Source organism: Halalkalibacter krulwichiae (assembly GCF_002109385.1).
In the GTDB taxonomy this organism is placed as follows: Bacteria; Bacillota; Bacilli; order Bacillales; family Bacillaceae_D; genus Halalkalibacter; species Halalkalibacter krulwichiae.
The window spans coordinates 1,031,589-1,051,210 of record NZ_CP020814.1 but is presented as its reverse complement, the minus strand read 5'-3'; the positions used below and the strand labels follow the sequence as shown (position 1 = coordinate 1,051,210).

Annotated in this window: 24 protein-coding genes; 2 read left to right on the top strand and 22 right to left on the bottom strand. The window is 37.1% G+C overall.

Translation table 11 applies throughout. The annotated features are described in order from the left end of the window. Positions 1 to 15 precede the first annotated feature (15 nt). From sat to BkAM31D_RS05495, 6 genes are all read right to left on the bottom strand, one after another. Positions 16 to 1,158, bottom strand: a complete 1,143-nt coding sequence (sat, locus tag BkAM31D_RS05515) for a sulfate adenylyltransferase (protein WP_066153892.1) — start codon at positions 1,156 to 1,158, stop codon at positions 16 to 18. 52 nt (positions 1,159 to 1,210) lie between these two features. Beyond that, a complete protein-coding gene (locus tag BkAM31D_RS05510; protein ID WP_084372164.1) occupies positions 1,211 to 1,918 on the bottom strand; it encodes a phosphoadenylyl-sulfate reductase in 708 nt (235 codons plus the stop codon). A 290-nt stretch (positions 1,919 to 2,208) separates the two neighbouring features. After that, positions 2,209 to 2,757, bottom strand: a complete 549-nt coding sequence (locus BkAM31D_RS05505) for a DUF4097 family beta strand repeat-containing protein (protein WP_085449742.1) — start codon at positions 2,755 to 2,757, stop codon at positions 2,209 to 2,211. A 71-nt stretch (positions 2,758 to 2,828) separates the two neighbouring features. Beyond that, positions 2,829 to 2,978 carry a hypothetical protein gene (locus BkAM31D_RS23470; protein ID WP_157108276.1) on the bottom strand — a complete coding sequence of 50 codons (150 nt, stop codon included), beginning with the start codon at positions 2,976 to 2,978 and terminating at the stop codon, positions 2,829 to 2,831. An 89-nt stretch (positions 2,979 to 3,067) separates the two neighbouring features. After that, on the bottom strand, positions 3,068 to 3,319 hold the full coding sequence (locus BkAM31D_RS05500; RefSeq protein ID WP_066153881.1) for a hypothetical protein: 252 nt from the start codon (positions 3,317 to 3,319) through the stop codon (positions 3,068 to 3,070). A 60-nt stretch (positions 3,320 to 3,379) separates the two neighbouring features. Beyond that, positions 3,380 to 3,811 (bottom strand): SRPBCC family protein, encoded by a 432-nt coding sequence (locus tag BkAM31D_RS05495; protein WP_066153878.1) that lies wholly within the window; start codon positions 3,809 to 3,811, stop codon positions 3,380 to 3,382. 41 nt (positions 3,812 to 3,852) lie between these two features. On the opposite strand from BkAM31D_RS05495, the gene BkAM31D_RS05490 reads away from it, so the two are divergent. Beyond that, the gene (locus BkAM31D_RS05490; protein WP_235820403.1) at positions 3,853 to 4,458 is read left to right on the top strand and encodes a CPBP family intramembrane glutamic endopeptidase; all 606 of its coding nucleotides are present in this window, start codon (positions 3,853 to 3,855) and stop codon (positions 4,456 to 4,458) included. Positions 4,459 to 4,525: 67 nt separating this feature from the next. Here the strand turns inward: BkAM31D_RS05490 and BkAM31D_RS05485 are convergent, their stop codons facing one another. From BkAM31D_RS05485 to mce, 10 genes are all read right to left on the bottom strand, one after another. Beyond that, positions 4,526 to 5,764 (bottom strand): benzoate/H(+) symporter BenE family transporter, encoded by a 1,239-nt coding sequence (locus BkAM31D_RS05485; protein WP_066153875.1) that lies wholly within the window; start codon positions 5,762 to 5,764, stop codon positions 4,526 to 4,528. Between the two features lie 124 nt (positions 5,765 to 5,888). Next, positions 5,889 to 6,326, bottom strand: a complete 438-nt coding sequence (locus BkAM31D_RS05480) for a YaaR family protein (RefSeq protein ID WP_066153871.1) — start codon at positions 6,324 to 6,326, stop codon at positions 5,889 to 5,891. A gap of 106 nt (positions 6,327 to 6,432) precedes the next feature. Beyond that, entirely contained in the window at positions 6,433 to 6,885 is a 453-nt protein-coding gene (locus tag BkAM31D_RS05475) for a flagellin (RefSeq protein ID WP_085449741.1), read from the bottom strand. Next, the gene (locus BkAM31D_RS24685) at positions 6,882 to 8,846 is read right to left on the bottom strand and encodes a flagellin N-terminal helical domain-containing protein (protein ID WP_085449740.1); all 1,965 of its coding nucleotides are present in this window, start codon (positions 8,844 to 8,846) and stop codon (positions 6,882 to 6,884) included. The genes BkAM31D_RS05475 and BkAM31D_RS24685 overlap by 4 nt, the downstream gene beginning before the upstream one ends. 17 nt (positions 8,847 to 8,863) lie before the next feature. Continuing rightward, positions 8,864 to 9,289, bottom strand: coding sequence for a flagellar export chaperone FliS (gene fliS / locus BkAM31D_RS05465; protein WP_174521907.1), 426 nt, complete (start codon positions 9,287 to 9,289; stop codon positions 8,864 to 8,866). Between the two features lie 61 nt (positions 9,290 to 9,350). Further along, a complete protein-coding gene (locus BkAM31D_RS05460; protein ID WP_066153865.1) occupies positions 9,351 to 9,647 on the bottom strand; it encodes an EscU/YscU/HrcU family type III secretion system export apparatus switch protein in 297 nt (98 codons plus the stop codon). Then, positions 9,644 to 11,770: a hypothetical protein gene (locus tag BkAM31D_RS05455; RefSeq protein WP_066153862.1), complete on the bottom strand. Its 2,127-nt coding sequence runs from the start codon at positions 11,768 to 11,770 to the stop codon at positions 9,644 to 9,646. Before BkAM31D_RS05455 ends, BkAM31D_RS05460 begins: the two co-directional genes overlap by 4 nt. 63 nt (positions 11,771 to 11,833) lie before the next feature. Then, positions 11,834 to 13,024 carry a DNA polymerase IV gene (locus BkAM31D_RS05450; protein WP_066153858.1) on the bottom strand — a complete coding sequence of 397 codons (1,191 nt, stop codon included), beginning with the start codon at positions 13,022 to 13,024 and terminating at the stop codon, positions 11,834 to 11,836. A 136-nt stretch (positions 13,025 to 13,160) separates the two neighbouring features. Next, positions 13,161 to 14,282, bottom strand: a complete 1,122-nt coding sequence (locus BkAM31D_RS05445) for a M20/M25/M40 family metallo-hydrolase (RefSeq protein ID WP_066153855.1) — start codon at positions 14,280 to 14,282, stop codon at positions 13,161 to 13,163. A gap of 85 nt (positions 14,283 to 14,367) precedes the next feature. Then, a complete protein-coding gene (gene mce, locus BkAM31D_RS05440) occupies positions 14,368 to 14,781 on the bottom strand; it encodes a methylmalonyl-CoA epimerase (protein ID WP_066153853.1) in 414 nt (137 codons plus the stop codon). Between the two features lie 147 nt (positions 14,782 to 14,928). Between mce and prli42 the strand changes: the two genes are divergently transcribed. Then, positions 14,929 to 15,018, top strand: a complete 90-nt coding sequence (gene prli42 / locus BkAM31D_RS23465; RefSeq protein WP_157076802.1) for a stressosome-associated protein Prli42 — start codon at positions 14,929 to 14,931, stop codon at positions 15,016 to 15,018. Positions 15,019 to 15,097: 79 nt separating this feature from the next. On the opposite strand, the gene BkAM31D_RS05435 is transcribed toward prli42, so the two are convergent. The 6 genes from BkAM31D_RS05435 to BkAM31D_RS23890 form a co-directional block, all read right to left on the bottom strand. Then, the gene (locus BkAM31D_RS05435) at positions 15,098 to 15,610 is read right to left on the bottom strand and encodes a L,D-transpeptidase (protein ID WP_066153850.1); all 513 of its coding nucleotides are present in this window, start codon (positions 15,608 to 15,610) and stop codon (positions 15,098 to 15,100) included. A 39-nt stretch (positions 15,611 to 15,649) separates the two neighbouring features. Beyond that, on the bottom strand, positions 15,650 to 16,618 hold the full coding sequence (locus BkAM31D_RS05430) for an aromatic acid exporter family protein (RefSeq protein WP_066153847.1): 969 nt from the start codon (positions 16,616 to 16,618) through the stop codon (positions 15,650 to 15,652). 153 nt (positions 16,619 to 16,771) lie between these two features. Beyond that, positions 16,772 to 17,494: an amino acid ABC transporter ATP-binding protein gene (locus BkAM31D_RS05425; RefSeq protein ID WP_066153844.1), complete on the bottom strand. Its 723-nt coding sequence runs from the start codon at positions 17,492 to 17,494 to the stop codon at positions 16,772 to 16,774. Beyond that, on the bottom strand, positions 17,487 to 18,143 hold the full coding sequence (locus BkAM31D_RS05420) for an amino acid ABC transporter permease (protein ID WP_066153841.1): 657 nt from the start codon (positions 18,141 to 18,143) through the stop codon (positions 17,487 to 17,489). The genes BkAM31D_RS05425 and BkAM31D_RS05420 overlap by 8 nt, the downstream gene beginning before the upstream one ends. Before the next feature lie 82 nt (positions 18,144 to 18,225). Then, entirely contained in the window at positions 18,226 to 19,044 is an 819-nt protein-coding gene (locus BkAM31D_RS05415; protein ID WP_066153838.1) for a transporter substrate-binding domain-containing protein, read from the bottom strand. Between the two features lie 248 nt (positions 19,045 to 19,292). Continuing rightward, positions 19,293 to 19,442, bottom strand: coding sequence for a hypothetical protein (locus BkAM31D_RS23890; protein WP_169801105.1), 150 nt, complete (start codon positions 19,440 to 19,442; stop codon positions 19,293 to 19,295). Positions 19,443 to 19,622 lie beyond the last annotated feature (180 nt).

The following is a 19,622-nucleotide window of genomic DNA, read 5'->3' as shown; positions in this document are numbered from 1 at the left end:
CTCTCTTCCTTCCTCTTAGGCATGCACTTTTTGCATACCACGAATCAAGACTTCAACAACTTCTTTACGACTAAACTCTGGCGGAGGAACGATTCCTTCTGATAACATCTGACGCACCTTTGTCCCAGATAAAACAACATGATCTTCTTTGCTATGCGGGCACGTTTTTGTTGAAGCCATATTTCCGCATGCTTTGCAGAAGAAGCTATGCTCAAAGAACAATGGATTTATTGCTAGATCGCCTTCCTCAAACTCTGAGAAAATGAGCTGCGCATCATATGTGCCATAATAATCACCGACACCAGCATGGTCACGACCAACAATAAAGTGTGTGCAACCATAGTTTTGGCGAACAATCGCATGAAACACTGCTTCACGTGGACCAGCATAACGCATTGCAGCAGGAAATACTGCTAGAAATACCCGATCTTTTGGATAATATTTTTCAAGTAACACTTCATAACTTTCCATACGGACATCAGCTGGTATATCATCTGATTTTGTCTCACCTACAAGAGGATTTAAGAACAAACCGTCGACAATTTCTAATGCTGATTTTTGAATGTATTCATGCGCACGATGAACAGGATTACGTGTTTGGAAACCAACAATACGTTTCCAGCCAAGCTCTTCAAATTTCGCTCTCGTTTCCGAAGGGTCTAAGTAATAAGAATTAAATCGGTCATGCTTGACACGTTTAGTTAAGATGATCTCTCCGCCAACATAAACATTTGGACGTTCAAACATTTTCTTTACACCTGGATGAGCATCATCACTAGCACGATACACTTTCTCTGCCTCTAATTTCTTATCCGGTGTGTAGACATCTTCAATTTTAATTACACCATATACCTCTTTGTTATGAACAAGCTTTGCACGTTCACCAATTGCAAGCTCTGCTGCTTTTTCCTCAGTAACTGGTAATGTAATAGGGATGCTCCATACTGTTCCATTTGCTAACCGCATGTTTGAAACAACTGATTCATAATCTTCCTTTCCAAGAAAACCTGTTAGTGGGCTGAATGCCCCTATTCCAATTAACTCTAAGTCCGAAAGCGAAAACAAATCTAATTCAATTTCCTTTGTAATATCAGCATAATTGTAATTTGAATCATATTTTTGTATTAATGTTCCTCCATGTGCTTGAATCATTGTCATCTTCCTCTCCCTTTATATTAAACATTTATGTAAGACTCGCTGTCGCTGAGTCTTATTTATGCAACCCACATTCTGTTTTAGCTGAATTGGCCCAACGTCCACTTCTTGGATCTTCTCCTTCAGCAACTGCTTTTGTACAATATTCACAACCAATACTAGGATAATTTTGATCATGTAATTCGTTGTAAGGAAGCTTGTGTAACTTAATATACATCCAAATTTCATCTTCCTTCCAATGAATCAAAGGACAGATCTTAATCGATTGAAATCGATTGTCTTGATTGACAAATTGAGTATTGGCACGAGTTGGTGATTGCTCACGACGTAGACCTGAAATCCACGCATCATATTGACTTAACTTCTTCTCTAATGGTTCTAACTTGCGAATCTTACAACAAGCATCAGCATCGCGCTCCCAAAGTCGGTCACCATATTGTTCAGCTTGTTCCGCGGGAGTTAATTCAGGCTTCATTACTTCTATATTCAATGAAGGATATCGAGCCTTTACTTTATCAATCAACTCATACGTTTCTTTAAAATGAAAGTCAGTGTCTAAAAAGACAATCGTCGCGTCCTTTTTGACTTTACTAATTAAATCAATCAGAACCATACCTTCTGCGCCGAAACTACAGGAATAAACGAGCTTTTCTCCAAATGTCTTATATGCCCACTTTAAAATCTCAATTGAATCCTTGCTTCCTAATTCTTGATTGACTGTTTCATAATCTTGCTTTGTCAGCGTTTCATATTTGAGTTTCATAATTTCACTCCTTTTTGTTCATATCATTTAATTGTCTATTTATAATCCCTATAAAACAAATAGGTTTTACTAATCATTAATAAATAGTTGTTCTAACAGTTCCTTAGTTAATTCCGTGTAACTTGATATGAATTATTAGTTTAATAGTATTCTATCCATCATTTTCTAAAAAGTCAATAAATGTTTCGTAAATTAACAAAAAAATGGGCAAAAGGTTTCCTTTTTACTTCTCTAGCAAAGTAAAATGTTAAAATAAAAAAAACAGCCAAAAAGTTTGGCTGTTTTAACGTTTACGGTTGTGTGACGGTTCCCGTCACTGCTTCTATTGTCGAAGTACCACCACGACTTTCTACAATCGTTACATCACCATTTACATCGTTTACGGCAATATTTCCAACACCACTTCGAATCACAACATTTCCTTGATGTTCGGCAATGTCAACATGACCAGATCCAGCAATGATATTTGTAGAACCATTAGTATTGGTTAGCTTCGTCGTTCCTGCATTATTATTTATCACTATTTCTCCGGTTACTTCCTCTAATAATAGATCTCCTGCCCCATCCGTTATTTGAACATCCCCTTGGACATCGTATAAAGACAACTGATTTGTTCCATGTTTAATAGTTAAGTTCGACCGCATTGATTCCACTTTTAACTGGCCTTCACTTTGTATATAATTTAAAGGGATCTGATTTGGCATCTCAATTGTCAAGTGAATGAATCCTTGTTCTGGTTCTGCTCCACGTTTAACTGATGTGGTAAGATTGGCTTGATCCTCTTCAACTGATAATTCAACATCCAAGAACCTCTCACTGAAAGATTGTGCATGATCCATGCTCTCATCACTCCAAGCAGTGAAAACTGCTGTTACATGAATCTCATTGCTACCTTCAACTCCAACGATGCTTACATCCCTTCATCATGATTTATAGAAAAACCTGAAATGTCAGTCGCATCTACCATATACGTTTCTTCATGCTCATATGTGAGTATGTTACAACCTGTTAGTAACATACAAGCAATAACTGTGAACAAGCTAAATTGTATTCTTATCATTATATCTCTCCTGTCTATATTGCATACCCTATTAGTTTACAGAAAACCTATCTTAGACGCCAATAGAATATACACACAAACAGACTATTTCACGTATTAGTCACTTTTGGCACGAAAGGAAGGATTTCGGCTGGTTGTTTTTTCATTTTTATGTACTCTACTTTATAGCCTTCTCTTTTGCGTTTTTGAAAAGTGGTTTCAGAAATAGGTCTTAATGCCGACCACATTAACGATTCTATCTTTTCCCAAGAATCGTGAGTAATCAATTCTGTTTTGTAAAAATAGTGATTCCCAGATGGGTACTCTTTGCAAATATATTTAACCGTTTGTTTCGAATGCATCTTTGCCACTCCTTTCCGTTTATCTTTCCCAGAAAGGACGATGATTAAAACATGAAAGAGCTAATCTAGAAGAGACTGAATCGATTTCTCTCTCCCTTTAAACATTTGAGTTAAGATTGATCTCGTTACCACACTAGGTAATACAGAAGAAAAATAAACCTTATCCTCCATTACGGTTCGATTGCCATCTCTTTTAAATGTATGTTCATGCTTCCATTCACGAAAAGGAAATGGCAGAATAATAGCACGATCCGTAAACCGTTCAAACTCTTTAACACCTTCTATCACAGAAACCCAATTGGTTTGCAAAAGCCCAAAACGCAATTCCATTATGATTACATTTCCTTCAATCGTTTTAGAATTTGATAAGATCTTCACTTTTGGAAATCCTGTAATTTCAGTCAGATTATGAGCATCAGAGAAAAAACTCCAAACTTTTTCAATGGGTGCATCTATAATTGTCTTATAAGTAAAAACAAGGAGAGTAGACATTTTTGCCTCCAACTTTAATTTTTATGATAGGACTGAAAAACATGAAAAAAAACACAGATTTTTATTTAAGTTTATTAATTGCATTCTTGTTGTTGTTTAGTAGCTTCTCATGGCAACCGATAGACTTTTGGGTCTTATTTCCTCTATCATTGCTTCTCTTAATTGGTTGGAGTTTTATATTTGAACAACACGAGCTAAAAAGACCAACTTTTAGTCATTTTATATATGCAGTAGGAAGCGGCATTTTTTTATACGGCTTATTTGCAATTGGAAAGTGGCTTCTCACCTTCCTTAACTTGCCCTTACTTGACGAACTCGAGTCGCTCTATAACGTTGTGCAACCAACGGAACCTCTACACTTTTTGTGGCTATTTCTAATTATCATTCCAGGGGAAGAATGGTTTTGGCGTGGCTATGTAGTAAAAAGATTAATGAAGCATGTATCAAATATACAAGCAACGATTCTTGGTACTCTTTTATATGCTGCCGCTCATTTAGTGACAGGGAGTATATTATTAGTTTTAGCCGCACTTTTCGCCGGCTTAGCGTGGTCCTTCTTGTATACTCAAACAAGAAATATTTGGTTGCCTATCCTTTCGCATTTAGTTTTCAATTTATTTTTACTAATCCTTTTTCCATTATTATAAGCTTTTATTGACAACCTAAAAAAGTGAAACGCTCTAAACAGAGCGTTTCATCTATAAGATATTTTCTTTAAGCTGTCCGTTTTTTCTGTCCACTTGAAGCTTTTACAACATCTTTCTCAAAAAACCTTGCAATAAATGTCCCTACAACCAAAGACCAGACAGGAGCGCCTATATGAAGCACGCTAATATTCGAAACAGCAATAATAAAGGCAAAAGCTGCTCCTACTTTCATCGAGCCGTTTGAAAAACTTGTTAGTAGACTATTGGCAAATACAGTGATTAGAGCAAAGCCAATTAAAATTGATACAAACGCTTCGGGCAATGACGCTATAAATGGAACTAATTTATAAGAGAAGATTCCAAATAAAATAATGACGATCCCAGAAACGACAGCTCCCATGTACCTTTTCTCTTTTGGTCCTGCTTCTTTGTCCGCACAAATGGCAGTCATCATTCCAGCAATATTAGCCGATTGCCCACCAAAGAAACTCGTTATCATAGAAAAAATCCCACTCGAAGAAATAATTCTATTTATTCTCGGCCGATATTGATTTTGTTCTAATGCTCCTATCCCAACAGCAGCATCATTACTAAGGATTAGAAGGGCTAGAGGAATGGAAACAGACAAAAAACTTACTAGATTAAATTCAGGAAGTTGTACCATCGGGTATACAAAAGAAGCCTGAGCTTCTAAAGGACTCAGAGTTTGTGTCAATAGAAGCATAATAAACGCTGTCGACACTGACGCTATCATCGGTGGAATTTGCTTTACCCACTTGCTAACAACAAAAAAAACAACTAGAGCTGGAATTCCTACTAAAGCCATTTCTTGTATCGATCCAATAAAGTCAACCATATACTTCATAATCATTCCGGCTAACATCGCTGCAAGTATCTCTTTAGGTACATAATTAATTAATTTTGCAAACAAGCCAAAATACCCAACAAGAAACATAAGCAACCCAGTAAAAAGATACGCTCCCAAAAGTTCATAATACGAAAATTGAGAGGTTACCGTTGCTAAAAAGGCTATTCCAGTAATCGTGTGAGCTCCAACAATTGGAATTCGATAGTAAAGAGGAAGCAAAATACTATAAATACCACCAATGACATAGATAGAAAACATCCACATAATCGTCTGATTAATCGTAAAACTTCCGTTTGCTGCCGCTTGGAGCAACAGGACTGGAGGACCAGTCATCACTAAAAGGCTAGCTACAAGTCCAGCTGAAATATTTTGTTGATTAAGATCTTTGAGAGGGTGAGAATCACCTCTATGGCCAAAGAACTTTCTAAGTAAACTCATCTTTATTCCCCTTCAATTATTTGTAAATCTATTAATAATAACTCATTATACACCCTTCTTAATATAAGTAAATGAAAAATGAAGAGAACCTAGTTTTATCGAGTTCTCTTCTCCTATTAATCGTTTATGCATAAATATTAACTAACAGCCCTTTAATCTCACCAACCATATTTAAAATATCCAAACCTCTTTTCTGCTTTTCTAAAACTGCATTGGTGAGATCCAACAATTTACGATCTACTTCCTGAACAATTTTATAAATCTTCGTTCTACCTCTTCTATTAAAGCCACGCCGCTCTTCAAGGCTTAAACCGAATTGAACAGCATCTTCCATAAATTCCTTTACAAGCTGTTTGTATTTTCTTAATTCATCAACCGTTCTCGTTTCAGCTAACACCTTGCCCTGATCATCAATTTTTGCCATTAGTTGTGATAAACGTTCATAAGCTTTTTCGTCACGTTGTTTACCCATTACTTCTTGGAAAGAAACCTTCGCCTCAGGGCCTGTCTTTTTTGGTTCTAGTCTATTTAAACCCGTTTTCCCTATTCTTTGTACATCCATTCTATTTTAACCTACTTTCAAAGCAGTCTTTTCATAGTAGTGTAACATATTTTTTTTGACCTATAAAAAGGACGAGAAGGTCTTCCTCCTCGTCCTTTCATTGCTATTATTGTAACAACTGCAAGACCCCTTGCGGCAATTGATTTGCTTGAGCAAGCATGGCTGTAGCTGATTGATTTAGAATGTTATTACGTGTAAATTCCGTCATTTCAAGTGCCATATCTGCATCACGGATACGTGATTCAGAAGCGGTTAAATTTTCGTGGGTTACTTGAAGATTATTAATTGTATGCTCCATTCTATTTTGCGTTGCACCTAGTTTTGAACGAATTGAAGATACGGTTTGAATAGCTTGATCTAAGGCAAAAATCGCTTTGTTAGCTTCTGACTGTGTTGTTACACTGCCTTCTTCAATCCCTAGACGAACAGTATTAAGTTCAGCAACATCGATCATAACATTTTGATTAGTATTTGGTCCTATTTGGAAAGCAAGAGCATTATTGATTACAGAAAACTCTGCTTTTCCAGCTTTTGTACTACTATCAAATGTGAAGGTCATCCCCCATGTTCAACAGAACCATTTTTTGTCTGTAATGTCTTCTTAAATGCGGTTGGTTGATAATCTGTTGTGTCTATTGTAAAAGGGCGATCTGAAATTGGCGCACTTCCGTTAATAGGGTCGTTTGTAATAAGCAACATATCACGCGTAACCGATGCAGACTGTTGGCCAGCTCCTTCTACTTTCCACGCCTCAATTCCAGAATAACCTACAGAAGCAAGTGCTTCTCGAATATCCGCTAATGTAACCGGTTGTTGACTGGAATTAACGGAGACCAGTCCAACCCCTTCCGTACTTAATACCGTTGCCTTCTCTGTCCCTGGATAAGTTCCTAACTCATTTTCCGCTATTCGGAATACACGCTTTGTTCCATCTTCATTTGTAACAGTGAAATAGGTAGCTTCAGGTTTATCCCTATTAGTCACTTTACTAGCTGCTACTTCGACCGATTGCTTAGCAGCTTGTATTAATGTTACATTTTCTACAGTAACTCCATGACTATTTATATAACTATATATCGACTCATCCAGCTCTACACTATTAAGAATGTTGTCAATATCAGCCTTTGTAATACCTTCATTTTTATAACGATCAGCTAAATAAGCTTCCGCATTCTGAAAAGTAGCATCAGTGATTTGCTGATTTGTCTTTCCTGCAAGGGCAGCAGTTAAAGTACTTTGAACAATTACTTCTGCTAAAGCATTCTTATTGATCGCAACCTCATTATGATCCACAGTAAATGTGTCTACAATTATTGCATTAGCTACTTCTGATAGATTGTTTTCATTGACAAATCCATTTACCGGTGCAGCAGAACCTTGTAAAAGCACATCAGCTCCGCTTGCATTTTTATCTAATTCATTCGTAATTTGAACTTTTGATAGTACAGCAACTCGATCAGCTGGAAAGCTTTCTAAGCCAATTGCATTCGCTGGGCCAACTGCTTCCATAAGATCAGAAACGGTCGTATCCGCTTCTACACTTCCTACTGTCGTAGTTGGTACTTTTAATGAGTAATTCTTTATATCTACTTCTGCTTTTTTAATAGAAGGAGCTTCTTCATTTCGGTCAACAGAAACCGTAAAAGTTGCTTCAAGTTCAACCGATACTTTAACTGTTCCTGCTCCTGTTATTGCAGACGTATCAATCTTTAGTCCGCCAATCGTTTGATATTGTTCCTTCGCTGGAACCGACTCCCCTACCGCAACAGCTCTTTTTTCAATAGGTAAACCGTTTGGTCCAATCACTTCAATAGTCGCTCCTGTATTACCGGCATTAGAATGATCAGCATTAAAATTTCGAATGTTAATTGTATACTCTCCAAAGCTTTGATTTTGTATATTGAAATCCAATTCAACATGCCCAGGATCTTTTAGGCCTGCTGCTGGCTGAGTAATTTGATACTTTATATGCTCATTAGCTTTGATTCCACTTGCTAATTCTACATCAATTGCATAATTTCCTGATTTAATTGCTGGATCAATTACTTCTGGCAATCCGACTAAACCAGCAAAATTTTGGTTCACAACGCTTAGCACCGCACTTGAACCATTCAATAATTTGCGAGTGTTAAATTCTGTCTTTTCTGCTACGCTATCAATCTCCGTTAATAGCTGACGAATCTCTTTTTGAATCTCTGCACGGTCCTGGTCTGTGTTCGTGTCATTAGCTCCCTGTACAGCTAATTCTCGCATTCTTTGTAACATTGCATGAACTTCTTGCATGGCACCTTCTGCTGTTTGCAACAGTGAAATCCCGTCCATCGCATTGCGCTCAGCCATCTTTAATCCTCTGATTTGCGAACGCATTTTTTCAGAGATTGCTAGTCCTGCTGCATCATCAGCAGCACGATTTATCCGAAGGCCAGACGATAGCTTCTCCAAATTTTTTGAAGTACTAAACTGATTCTTATGCAAGTTCCGATACGCATTTAAAGCTTGAATATTATTGTTAATTTTCATTATTGTCTTCCTTCCTTTTACCCCTCGTACATGGAATACTTCTCATAAGCACTTGTTTTTTTCTTGATGACTTTCGATTGCACATCACGCTTCGATTTCATTGCTTGATTCCATGAAGACATAATCATTGATAGAAGTTGAATGACTTCTTCTATTATTTTCTTGTCTTTCTTAACATTTGCTTCAACTAGTCTATCAGCTATATAGTTATAAACTTGCTCTAATTGATCAGCGATTATTCCTGCTTCATAATTGATTCCAGCACCAAGTCTATGAATAATATCATTCGCTTTTTGTAATTTTTGATTTACACCGATATAATCTTTTTTAAGTATTAGAGTGATCGCTTCTTCTAAATTTGTTACACAAGCTTCATAAAGTAATGACGTTAACTCTTGAGATGTTTTCATATGGAGTACTTCGTTCGATAAGAACATAGACAAATCTCCCACCTCCATTTATCTATTCTAGTTACTATTACTATCGGTACTACTCGACAATTGTTTAATAGTTTTTCTCCATTTCTTCAATTAGCAGTAAGATCTCTGCCATTACCGAATATAATTGCGGTGGAATATTTTCACCTAAATCCATATCTAGCAGATTTTCAACAAGAACAGGGTCTTCCTGCATATGAATATTATTTTTTTTAGCTAACTGAATTATTTGATTTGCAACTTGTCCTTTGCCTTGCGCTACAACTCTAGGCGCTTCCTTCGCTTCATCATAGCGAATGACAGCTGCAGTCGGGCCATTGATCTGTCTACGCTGCTTATGGTTAAAATGCCTAGATACCATCATATTTTAAAATCAAATCCTTTCTCAGTCATAACAGGCCTTTGATGTGATTGATTTGCCCTTGAAGTATGATCAATTTCTCCGTGTAATTTTGCATATTTTATCTCGTTAATTGCATAACCGATAGCTGATAATTTATCTACAGCAATTTGGACTAAAGGCGCCATCTTCATTTGAAAATCTTCCCTATTATTTTTTATCGTTACAGACAATTGCCTGTCCTTAGCCGCAACGGCAATTCCGATTTCACCCATTTTCGGTGTCTCCATTAAAAAAAACAAACTACAATTCTCCCAATCCACTTTCTCATTTTCATTACGAGAATTCACAACCACTTGCAAGTTTTCTACTTTATTCTCTAATAAAAATGGAAGTTGGAAGAAAAGGCTTTGTAGGTTCCCTTGCTGGTCACTTCGATTCAATAATTGCTGACCTGTTACATTCGTTAGAGCTTGGTTAGCTAATCGATGAAGGTGTGTACCTTCCTCTTGCGTACTACTTAATTGCATTAGTGACGTTTTAATATTTCTTTGGGTTTGCTCATAATTAGGCTCACGCCCGGAAGCTAGAAACTGTGCTGTTTCACTATCACGGTTTAACCCTAAGCTCCGAATTGTTTCAAACATCGCTCGCGGAGACCCCTCTTGCATTGGACCACGTACCGTATCGCTTACATGTTTCAAAAATAATTGAGATGGCATTTGTGCATCCCGAAATGTTCTCTCATTAATAGACGTATAATGTTTCACTTTCGTTTCCGAAGGTTGAAAGTTTAATTTCTCAATCAATTGCTTTACACCTTGTACAATTCTTTGTGCTTCCTCATGATTTCCTCGACTAAGTAGTTTCCTTGCCTCATTTAACTGACTACTAGCTTGCATTAACAGACGTTCCGTTTTCATATCTGCAAAGAGCATCATTTCACTTTTTAAAATAGCATTATCTAATTTCTTAATTGTCGTTTCCAATAGTGGTTTTGCAATAGATTGTGCTAAATTACGAAACTGTTCTAGTTGGCGAATTGCCTGGTCCAACGTTCTTGTAATATCTCTCTGTAAATGCTTAAAATCAGCAGTCAATTGTGCTACTTTTTCAGTTACGGTTGTAACAGCTATTGTCTTACTCTTCGTCTCAGTAAACATTTGAATTTGCTCCTGTCCCTCATAAAGGGTAACAGGAATTGGCTGTACGTTTTGTTCAATTAGATCAAGTGTTGCCGCAAGTTCTTGTCTTGCTTTTAACTCTCGACCTTGCTGATAAAAGGTATTGGCTGTTTCTATCACTCGGATCAACTCTGATTTCCACTCTTCTGTTAATCCTTGCTGATTCATCCAAGTTGATTGTATTCTTTGAAGTGCCTGATCAAAGTTTGCTTCTTTCTGTAAAATTTTTATACTCTGTCTCACTAACTCGAGTATATCGGGAGTTCTAGATTCAGTTCTTGTTTCAATCAACACTTTAGAGGACTCAGTTTCATTAATTTGATTTAGTTGATCTTTTATTGCTTCAGAGGAACGATTTAGCCGCTCCTTGTCTCCTCGCTCTATATTAAAATCTTCATCCATCTCATTTACTAGAGTGGATAAAACCTTATTTAATGGTTTCCCATGCAAAGCTTCGTGAACAGCATCAAGGTGATTTCGCGTCACCTCAAGCTTCTTAAGGGCAATCGCTTGTACTGTTTGAATTCTTTCATGGACATTTCCTTCATTCATAAACCGTTGTAACTCACCAATGGAATCCCTTGAAAGAGACACACCTTTTTTAATTAAGATTGATACTGCTTTATTCAACTCTGGTGATGGATGTGAAACTCCGAGTTGCCTTATCGCCTGACTCAACCTGTTTTCCGGGATATGTGTATCAGAACTTATTTGACGTGATTCCTCAACAGCTCGAACTTGGATCACATCCCTTTTCTGATCAGTTACTTGAATGAATACCCGCTTAGTTTGCGGCACCTCTCCTTCAAATTGCACATTCACTTCTCGCCCGCGAACAACAAGAATAGCTTCTTTCCTCCCTGTTTGTTCTTTGATTGTTGCAGGATAGGTTTCCCCATTTGCAATCGGTTGTTGTCTGTCTATTTGTTGTCCAGTTCGTGTATGCTGATGTTGAATTTGCATGGAATGGTCACTCTCCGCTCTTAGTCATTCTTACTGTATATATCGGCTAATAAAAGGGATTTGTTAATGCTCATCACCTTCTTGTTTCTTCCAACCCTTTTTCACAATGTCGTCTCCAAATTTATTTCGTAATTGTTGCAGCGTCTCATTTAACTCTTCGCGCCTTATTTCTTCTTTATAAGTAAATAGATCTAATTGCTTATAAGCATATTTCTTTTCTATTAAATCATACGTACTTACCCCTAATAGACGAACCGCTTCTTTATTCCAAATCTGCCGAAATAAATTGAACGCTTCCTTCATAATTTCTTCTTTTGTTTGTATTGGATTTAATAATTTATTACTTTTCGTTACCATTTTCCAATCAAAGTACCGAATCGTAATTTGAATTCCCCTAGCAAAGACTTCTTTTGACCTCAATCTTTCATGTACACGCATTGCAAGATTTTCTAAAGTCGATTGAAGGAAAACAACATTTTTCGTATCCGTTCGCAATGTCGTTGAATTTCCTATCGATTTAAATTCACCATAAGCATGAGGATTAACAGTACGATCATCTAGGCCATTTGCTCTTTCTTTTAATTGTAGTGCGTGCTCTCCAAATTTTTTAATTAAAGAGAGCCGATCGGCTTTTGCTAAATCACCAATCGTATTGACGCCGTACTTTTTCCATTTATCAACCGTTCTTCTGCCAATTCCATGCATCTTTTCGATCGGCATTGGCCAAAGCATCTTTTCTATATCGCGTTTCCTAAGTACAGTAATCCCGTTAGGCTTCTTCATATCACTTGCCATTTTAGCTAAAAATTTATTCGGGGCAATACCTATGCTACACGGGAGATTTAATTCCATTTGAATTCGCTCTTGCATTAACTGAGCCAGTTTGACAGGGTGAATTTCTTTCAAATATGACGTCAAGTCTAGATAGCCTTCATCAATTGAAACTTGTTGAACAAAAGGTGTATATGAGAATAATATTTCAAATAATGCTTTTGAGGCTGCTTTATACCTCTCCCCATTAGGACTTAACACAATAAGGTTCGGACAAAGCTTTTTTGCCTGCCAAATAGGCATAGTCGTTTTCACTCCTTTTGCCCTTGCTTCATAACTGCTGGTAACAATAATCCCACGTCGCTCTTCTGGATTCCCTGCTATTGCAACTGGCTTCCCTTTCAAACTTGGATTATGAGCAACTTCAACTGAAGCATAGAAACTATTCATATCTAAATGAAAAATCACACGCGCTTTATTCATATTTCGCCCTCCTGAAATTATTATACAGAAAGTACGTTCGTCAAAAAAGTAAGGCAAAAGCAGCAAAAGATCACTAACCTTTTTGTGTTAGTGATCTTTCAGAGCTCTTTATACAAACTGATTTACAGTTATTTTATTATTTATTAGACACTTCTTTAATGACTGAAACTACCGCTTCTGACAACTTGACTAATTCAGAAATCGGCATGCGCTCATTCTTAGTGTGAATTTCTTCGTAGCCCACTGCTAAATTCACAGTAGGAATACCATGGCCAGCGAAAATATTTGCATCACTTCCGCCACCACTTTGTAAAAGCTTCGGCTCTCTTCCAATTGATGTCAACGCTCGTTTGGCAACCTCAACAACTTCATCACCATCACCTAGTTTAAAGCCTGGATACATTATCTCCACTTCTACTTCAGCTTTTGTTCCCATTTCTTTTGCCGTTAATTCAAACGCGTCTTTCATTTTTGCCACTTGAGCTTCCATCTTTTCAGCAATTAATGACCTTGCCTCAGCCAAAATAGCTACATGATCACAAACAATGTTCGTTTGCGTTCCACCTTCAAAACGCCCAATATTAGCTGTCGTATCCTCATCAATACGTCCAAGCGGCATTTTCGAGATCGCCTTAGCTGCAACTGTGATTGCAGAAATCCCCTTTTCAGGTGCAACACCTGCATGTGCAGTTTTCCCAAGAACTGTCGCTTTAATTTTTGCTTGTGTTGGTGCAGCGACAATAATATTCCCTACTGGGCCGTCACTATCAAGTGCAAATCCATATTTTGCTTTTAGGTGAGCAGGGTCAAGTACTTTAGCTCCATTCAAGCCAGATTCTTCACCAACTGTAATAATAAATTGTATCGTACCGTGTTCGATATTCTCTTCTTTAAGTACACGAATTGCCTCTAACATCGCTGCAATTCCGGCTTTATCATCAGCCCCTAAAATGGTCGTACCGTCCGTTACGACATACCCATCTTTAATTGATGGTTTTACCCCGACACCAGGTACAACCGTATCCATATGTGACGTAAAATAAATTGTCTCAACATGACTTTTTGTCCCTTCAAGCGTACAAATTAAATTACCTGCCGCATGCTCAGTCTTACTTGCAGCATCATCTTCTAATACATGTACACCTAATTCTTCAAACTTCTTCTTTAAAATCGGTGCAATGACATCTTCATGCTTTGTTTCTGAATCGATTTGCACAAGTTCAAGAAACTCATCTACTAATCGCTGTTCGTTTACCATATGTATGTTTGCCTCCAAATCTCTGTTTAAAAAGTCTCATTTAAATGGTACTCTTCTCTTTTAAAAATCGCAAGTTTGATAATAGTCAGCGCTTCTCACAAAGCTCATACAATACTCCTTTTGCAGATCTCGGATGGAGAAACGCCACCTTTGCTCCAGCAGCTCCATCAACTGGTTGGTCATGAATCATCTTTATTCCTTTCTCTTTTATATCTTTGATTCTTTGTTCAATGTTCTCGACACCTAAAGCAACATGATGGATCCCTTCTCCTCTTTTTTTTATAAATTGTGCGACTGGGCTATCCTCATTTAGTGGTTCAAGCAATTCAATTTTTGACTCCCCTATTTCTAAGAAGGCCACCTTCACTCCTTGAGAAGCAACTTCTTCTACTCCTAATAAGTTCATATGTAAAACATCACGATAAAAATACAAAGCCTCCTCAATGGAATGAACAGCAATACCAATATGGTCAATTTTTTTTGGTTTATTTAAGTCCATCGTTTCCACCCTTTTCGTAAGCGTTTACTTTTAATTCTTGAATTCTACATTGAAAACCTTCTTTTATCTGGTATTTCTACATTTTTGCTTGTCCTGATGTCATTTACAAAGTAAAATAAAAAGAGGTATTGTAGAGGAGGGTTTCTTATGCCACGCAAATTTCAAAAAGCAATCATTTACCTTATGATTATTACTATGGTTCTTGGTACCCTATTAATGGGTGTCTCTTTCTTCTAAGAATGAGTTTACCTTTACTTAACTATTTAAGACCAAATCTATAAAGATTTGGTCTATTTACGTTTATATTGACACACACTTACTTGATAGCTCCGATATTTTGGGCGATTTCCAAATAAGCTTCTTCCGCATCCGTAATATAAATTTTGGTCCCAATCGGAATTTCATCGTACATTTGTTCAACAATCTCATTTGGTAGCCTGATGCAACCCGATGTAATGGAATAACCAATAGATTCAGGACGATTTGTACCATGAACTCCGTAGATCCTCCCATCAGTATCATTGGCATCAAACCCCAACCAACGGGAACCAAGCGGATTGTTCGGGTCGCCTCCCGGAATATCTTTTTTTCGATAATAAGGATCTTTTGCTTTCACAACAATTGTGAAAAGCCCAACTGGCGTCTCGTCTCCTAATTTACCAGTTGCCACTTTATGAACTTCCTGAATCTCCCCTTGGTCAATGTAAGCAAGTTCGTTCGTAGAAACATTTACAATTAATAAAGGGTCTCCAACTATTGGATTCTGACCTATAGGCCAAATCGGTGATGTGATGAACAACATTAACAGAGATAAAAGCGAGAGTTTCATTACTAATGCCTCCCTCTACTTTTTCTCATTAGTTTGTCACTACAATTTCTTTTTATCCACGTGATTCCACAAACGATCCTTGATATGCAAATATTCTTCAAGTTCATGCATGATATATAATAAAGATGAACGAACTTCAAATTCTTCTCTTGATGTTGGCAGCGGCATTTCCTCAAAACCTTGCTTCATTGTTTTTATTTTATCTAAAAAATATGGTACTCGATTGATCGGACTCACCGCATCACTGACTTCATCGAGGAAGTCGGCAACCGTTTCACTTTGCTCAACCGTTTTATTAATTTTAGACACATAAGGCATCAACCGCTCTATTATCTCAAACTGTTTCTCTCTCATTTTAAAATAGTAGTAATATTGGTCTTCATAACGGAGAATATGATTTTGAATATTTCTCATCGCAAGGTTTTTCCCTTTACTTAACAATTCTACGGTTTCAGGTATTTCCTTTCCATCCCAATCACTTTCTCCATATCTTAAATAAACCGATAATTCATGCAAAATTTTTTTAAAATGAAGCTCGATCTCTTTATGATAATGACGTAATGCACGATCACTGTTAGGCATATACAGATTCATTAATAATGCTACACCAATCCCGATTGTTATTATTAAAATCTCATTAATAACAAGAGAGAAGGACATCTCCCCAACCGTATAGAGATGAAGGATAATAACGGAACTTGTAGCAATCCCTTCCGTTATTTTCAAACGTACGACAATAGGAATAAATGCTAAAATAATAAGGGTTAGTGTCCAAGGCTGATAACCAATCAATTCAAATAACATTCCACTTAGTAACATACCAATCATACAAGCGACAAAGCGTGCCCAAGAAACTTTTAATGAGTCCCTTCTTGTAACTGAGATACACAGAATTGTAATAATCGCGGCCGAACCATAGAAGTCTAAATGCAGCGCTTGGGCAATCGCCACAGCTAGGCCAGCTCCAACTGCTGTTTTTAGCGTTCGATAACCAATCTTCAATGACATAAATTCCCCCCATCTACTTAGTGCGTAATTTATTAAATTAGTTTAGCATAGAACCTTCAATTATATGAATGAAATCTCCTATAAACGTCAAAAAAGAGGCTGTTCAAGTAGAACAACCTCCGTTATGAAACAGCCACTTCAGCAGCAGTTTCATTATAAAACCTTTTCTAAGAAATCCCTTGCTCTATCGGAACGAGGAGCATTAAAGAATTCATTAGGCTCTGCATCTTCCATAAGAATTCCCTGATCAAGAAACAGTACTCGATCAGCCACCTCACGCGCAAATCCCATCTCATGCGTTACAATTGCCATTGTCATTCCTGACATAGCAAGATCCTTCATAACCTCTAATACCTCTTTAACCATTTCTGGATCTAGAGCGGAAGTTGGTTCGTCAAACAACATTACTTCTGGCTCCATAGCTAGAGCACGCGCAATCGCTACTCGTTGCTTCTGCCCGCCAGAAAGGCGACTTGGATATTCATCACGTTTCTGCAACAATCCAACCTTTTTTAAAAGGGTTTCCGCTTTTTCAATCGCTTCTTGTTTTGAAATTCCTTTTACTGTCATGGGGGCATAGGTTAAATTATCCAAAACTGTCATGTGAGGAAAAAGATGAAAATGTTGGAAAACCATTCCAATTCTTTGCCGTACCCGAAGAACGTTTGTCTTAGGATTGGTTAACTCCTCATCCCCCACCCAAATTTGGCCTGAACTTGGTGTCTCTAATAAATTCATGCAACGAAGCAAGGTAGACTTCCCTGAACCAGAAGGACCAATGATTGCTACAACGTCACCTTTATTGATTTCAGTAGAAATCCCTTTTAATACTTCAATCTTCCCAAATGACTTATGAAGATCATCTATTTTAATCACTACGTTGTAATCTCCTTTCAATGAGTCGACCAATGATCGTCAACACCATAACAAGCAAGTAATAAATCAATCCAACGAAAAGGAGGGCTTCAAAATATCTATAAATTTGAGCATTCAATACTTGAGCACGACGCATTAAATCCATTACACCAATAATTGAAACAATAGCTGATTCTTTCGTCAAATTAATGAATTCATTGAACAGCGCCGGTAAAATGTTACGAAACGCTTGCGGCAAAATAATACGGAGCATTGTAGGTCTGTACGGAATACCGAGTGCCTCCGCTGCTTCCTTTTGACCTTTATCGACCGCTTGAATACCGGCACGAATAATTTCAGAAACATAAGCAGCCGAGTTTAAACCAAAGGCAAGTACCCCCGCCACATAGGCGGATATATCAAACCCAAATTGTGGAACACCAAAATAGATAATTGATAACTGTAATATTAACGGCGTACCTCGGAAAACAGACGTATAGGCATTTGCCACCCAACGTAATAGCCGAAAACGACCAATCTTAAAAATCGATAAAATAATTCCCAATACCAGCCCTAAAATCAATGCAGCGGAAACGAACTGTAATGTTACCCCAACCCCTTGTAGTAGAAAAGGAATATGGGGAACAATTTGGCTAAAATCTAAATTCATGCCAATTTATCCTTCCTATCTTTTAGTAACATAATACATCCCGCGGCATACATCTGCACGCGGGTGTAATAGTAAAAAATCTTTATTCTTCAGCATCAAACCATTTTAAAATTAACTCATCCATTTGTCCACTCTCAATTAATTCATTTAACTTCTCGTTAAATGGTTCAACCAATTCACTTTCTTTAGGGAAAGCAATCGCTGAGCCTAACTCACCTTCACTAGGAACAGCAAAGCTAACTAGATCTTGTTGAGCTTCTAAGTGGCCTTTTGCAACCGTATCTTCCATCAAAATAGCATCAATACGGCCAGCAATTAATTCTTGCATAATTTCAGGAATACGATTTAATTTTACTACTTCAAATCCATATTCTTCTGCAAGGTCTTCTGCTTCAGCTTCTTGAATGGAACCAAGCTGTACGCCAACCTTTAAACCTTCTAAGTCCTGAAGAGTAGTATAATTCTGGTCTTCTTTTGATACAATTAGATTTGTTGCTTCATAATATACATCAGAAAAGTCAACATTTTGTTTACGCTCTTCTGTAGGAGTCATTCCAGCTAAAACAAAGTCAACTCGTCCTGATTCCATTGCTGGAATAAGACCATTGAAGTCCATGTCTTCAATTTGAAGTTCATATCCTAATTCATCTGTAATGTATTGCGCAATATCAACGTCAAATCCAACTATTTCCTGTGTCGTTAAGTCAATTGACTCATAAGGGGGATAATCAGCTGAAGTTCCCATAATTAATACGCCTTTATCTTCAACTGCCTCTTCAGTGTCTCCTGTATCAACAGGATCTTCACTCGTTGTTGTATCTTCTTCGTTGGTACCACAACCAGCTAGTAAACCAACTGACAATACTGCTGATGCTCCTAACATCCACCATTTTTTATTCATTATTTAAACCCCCATAATTATCTACTGATATAATATTTATTCTTTTAAATGCATAATAACACATAGCCTAATAATTGAAAATACTTTTTCTACGAAATTATTTAAAACAAATATATACAGAATTTTCTTTACTTAACGTTTTTTATACATTTTAGATTCTTTCTTTATTTTAACGAAAAAAGTAACCCAATATTCCTTCTATTGGGTTACTCCATAATTTAGTAAGTATTCAATGTTGTTCGTAAGTATTAATCAGTTGTTTCTTCGTCAATTGGCTCATCAATTGCAGCTGGGTCCTCTTCTAATGGTGCATTCTCATCTACTGGTTCTCCACACGCTGCTAAGACACTCACTGATAATGCTCCTGCTAAAATCGTATAAAGTAGTTTCTTGCTCATCTTAAATTCCTCCTTTAAGTTGGGTTGGAATTTGATTTTGTGATGCGCTTCCAACTGTATCCATCATACTAAACTGCATTGATCGTTAGAAGGTGATTTACTTTTTTTACAAATTTTAACAAAAATATTTGAGATTCAGCGAGAAAGTAAGTCATTTTTGTAGATTTTATTTTGATTTGT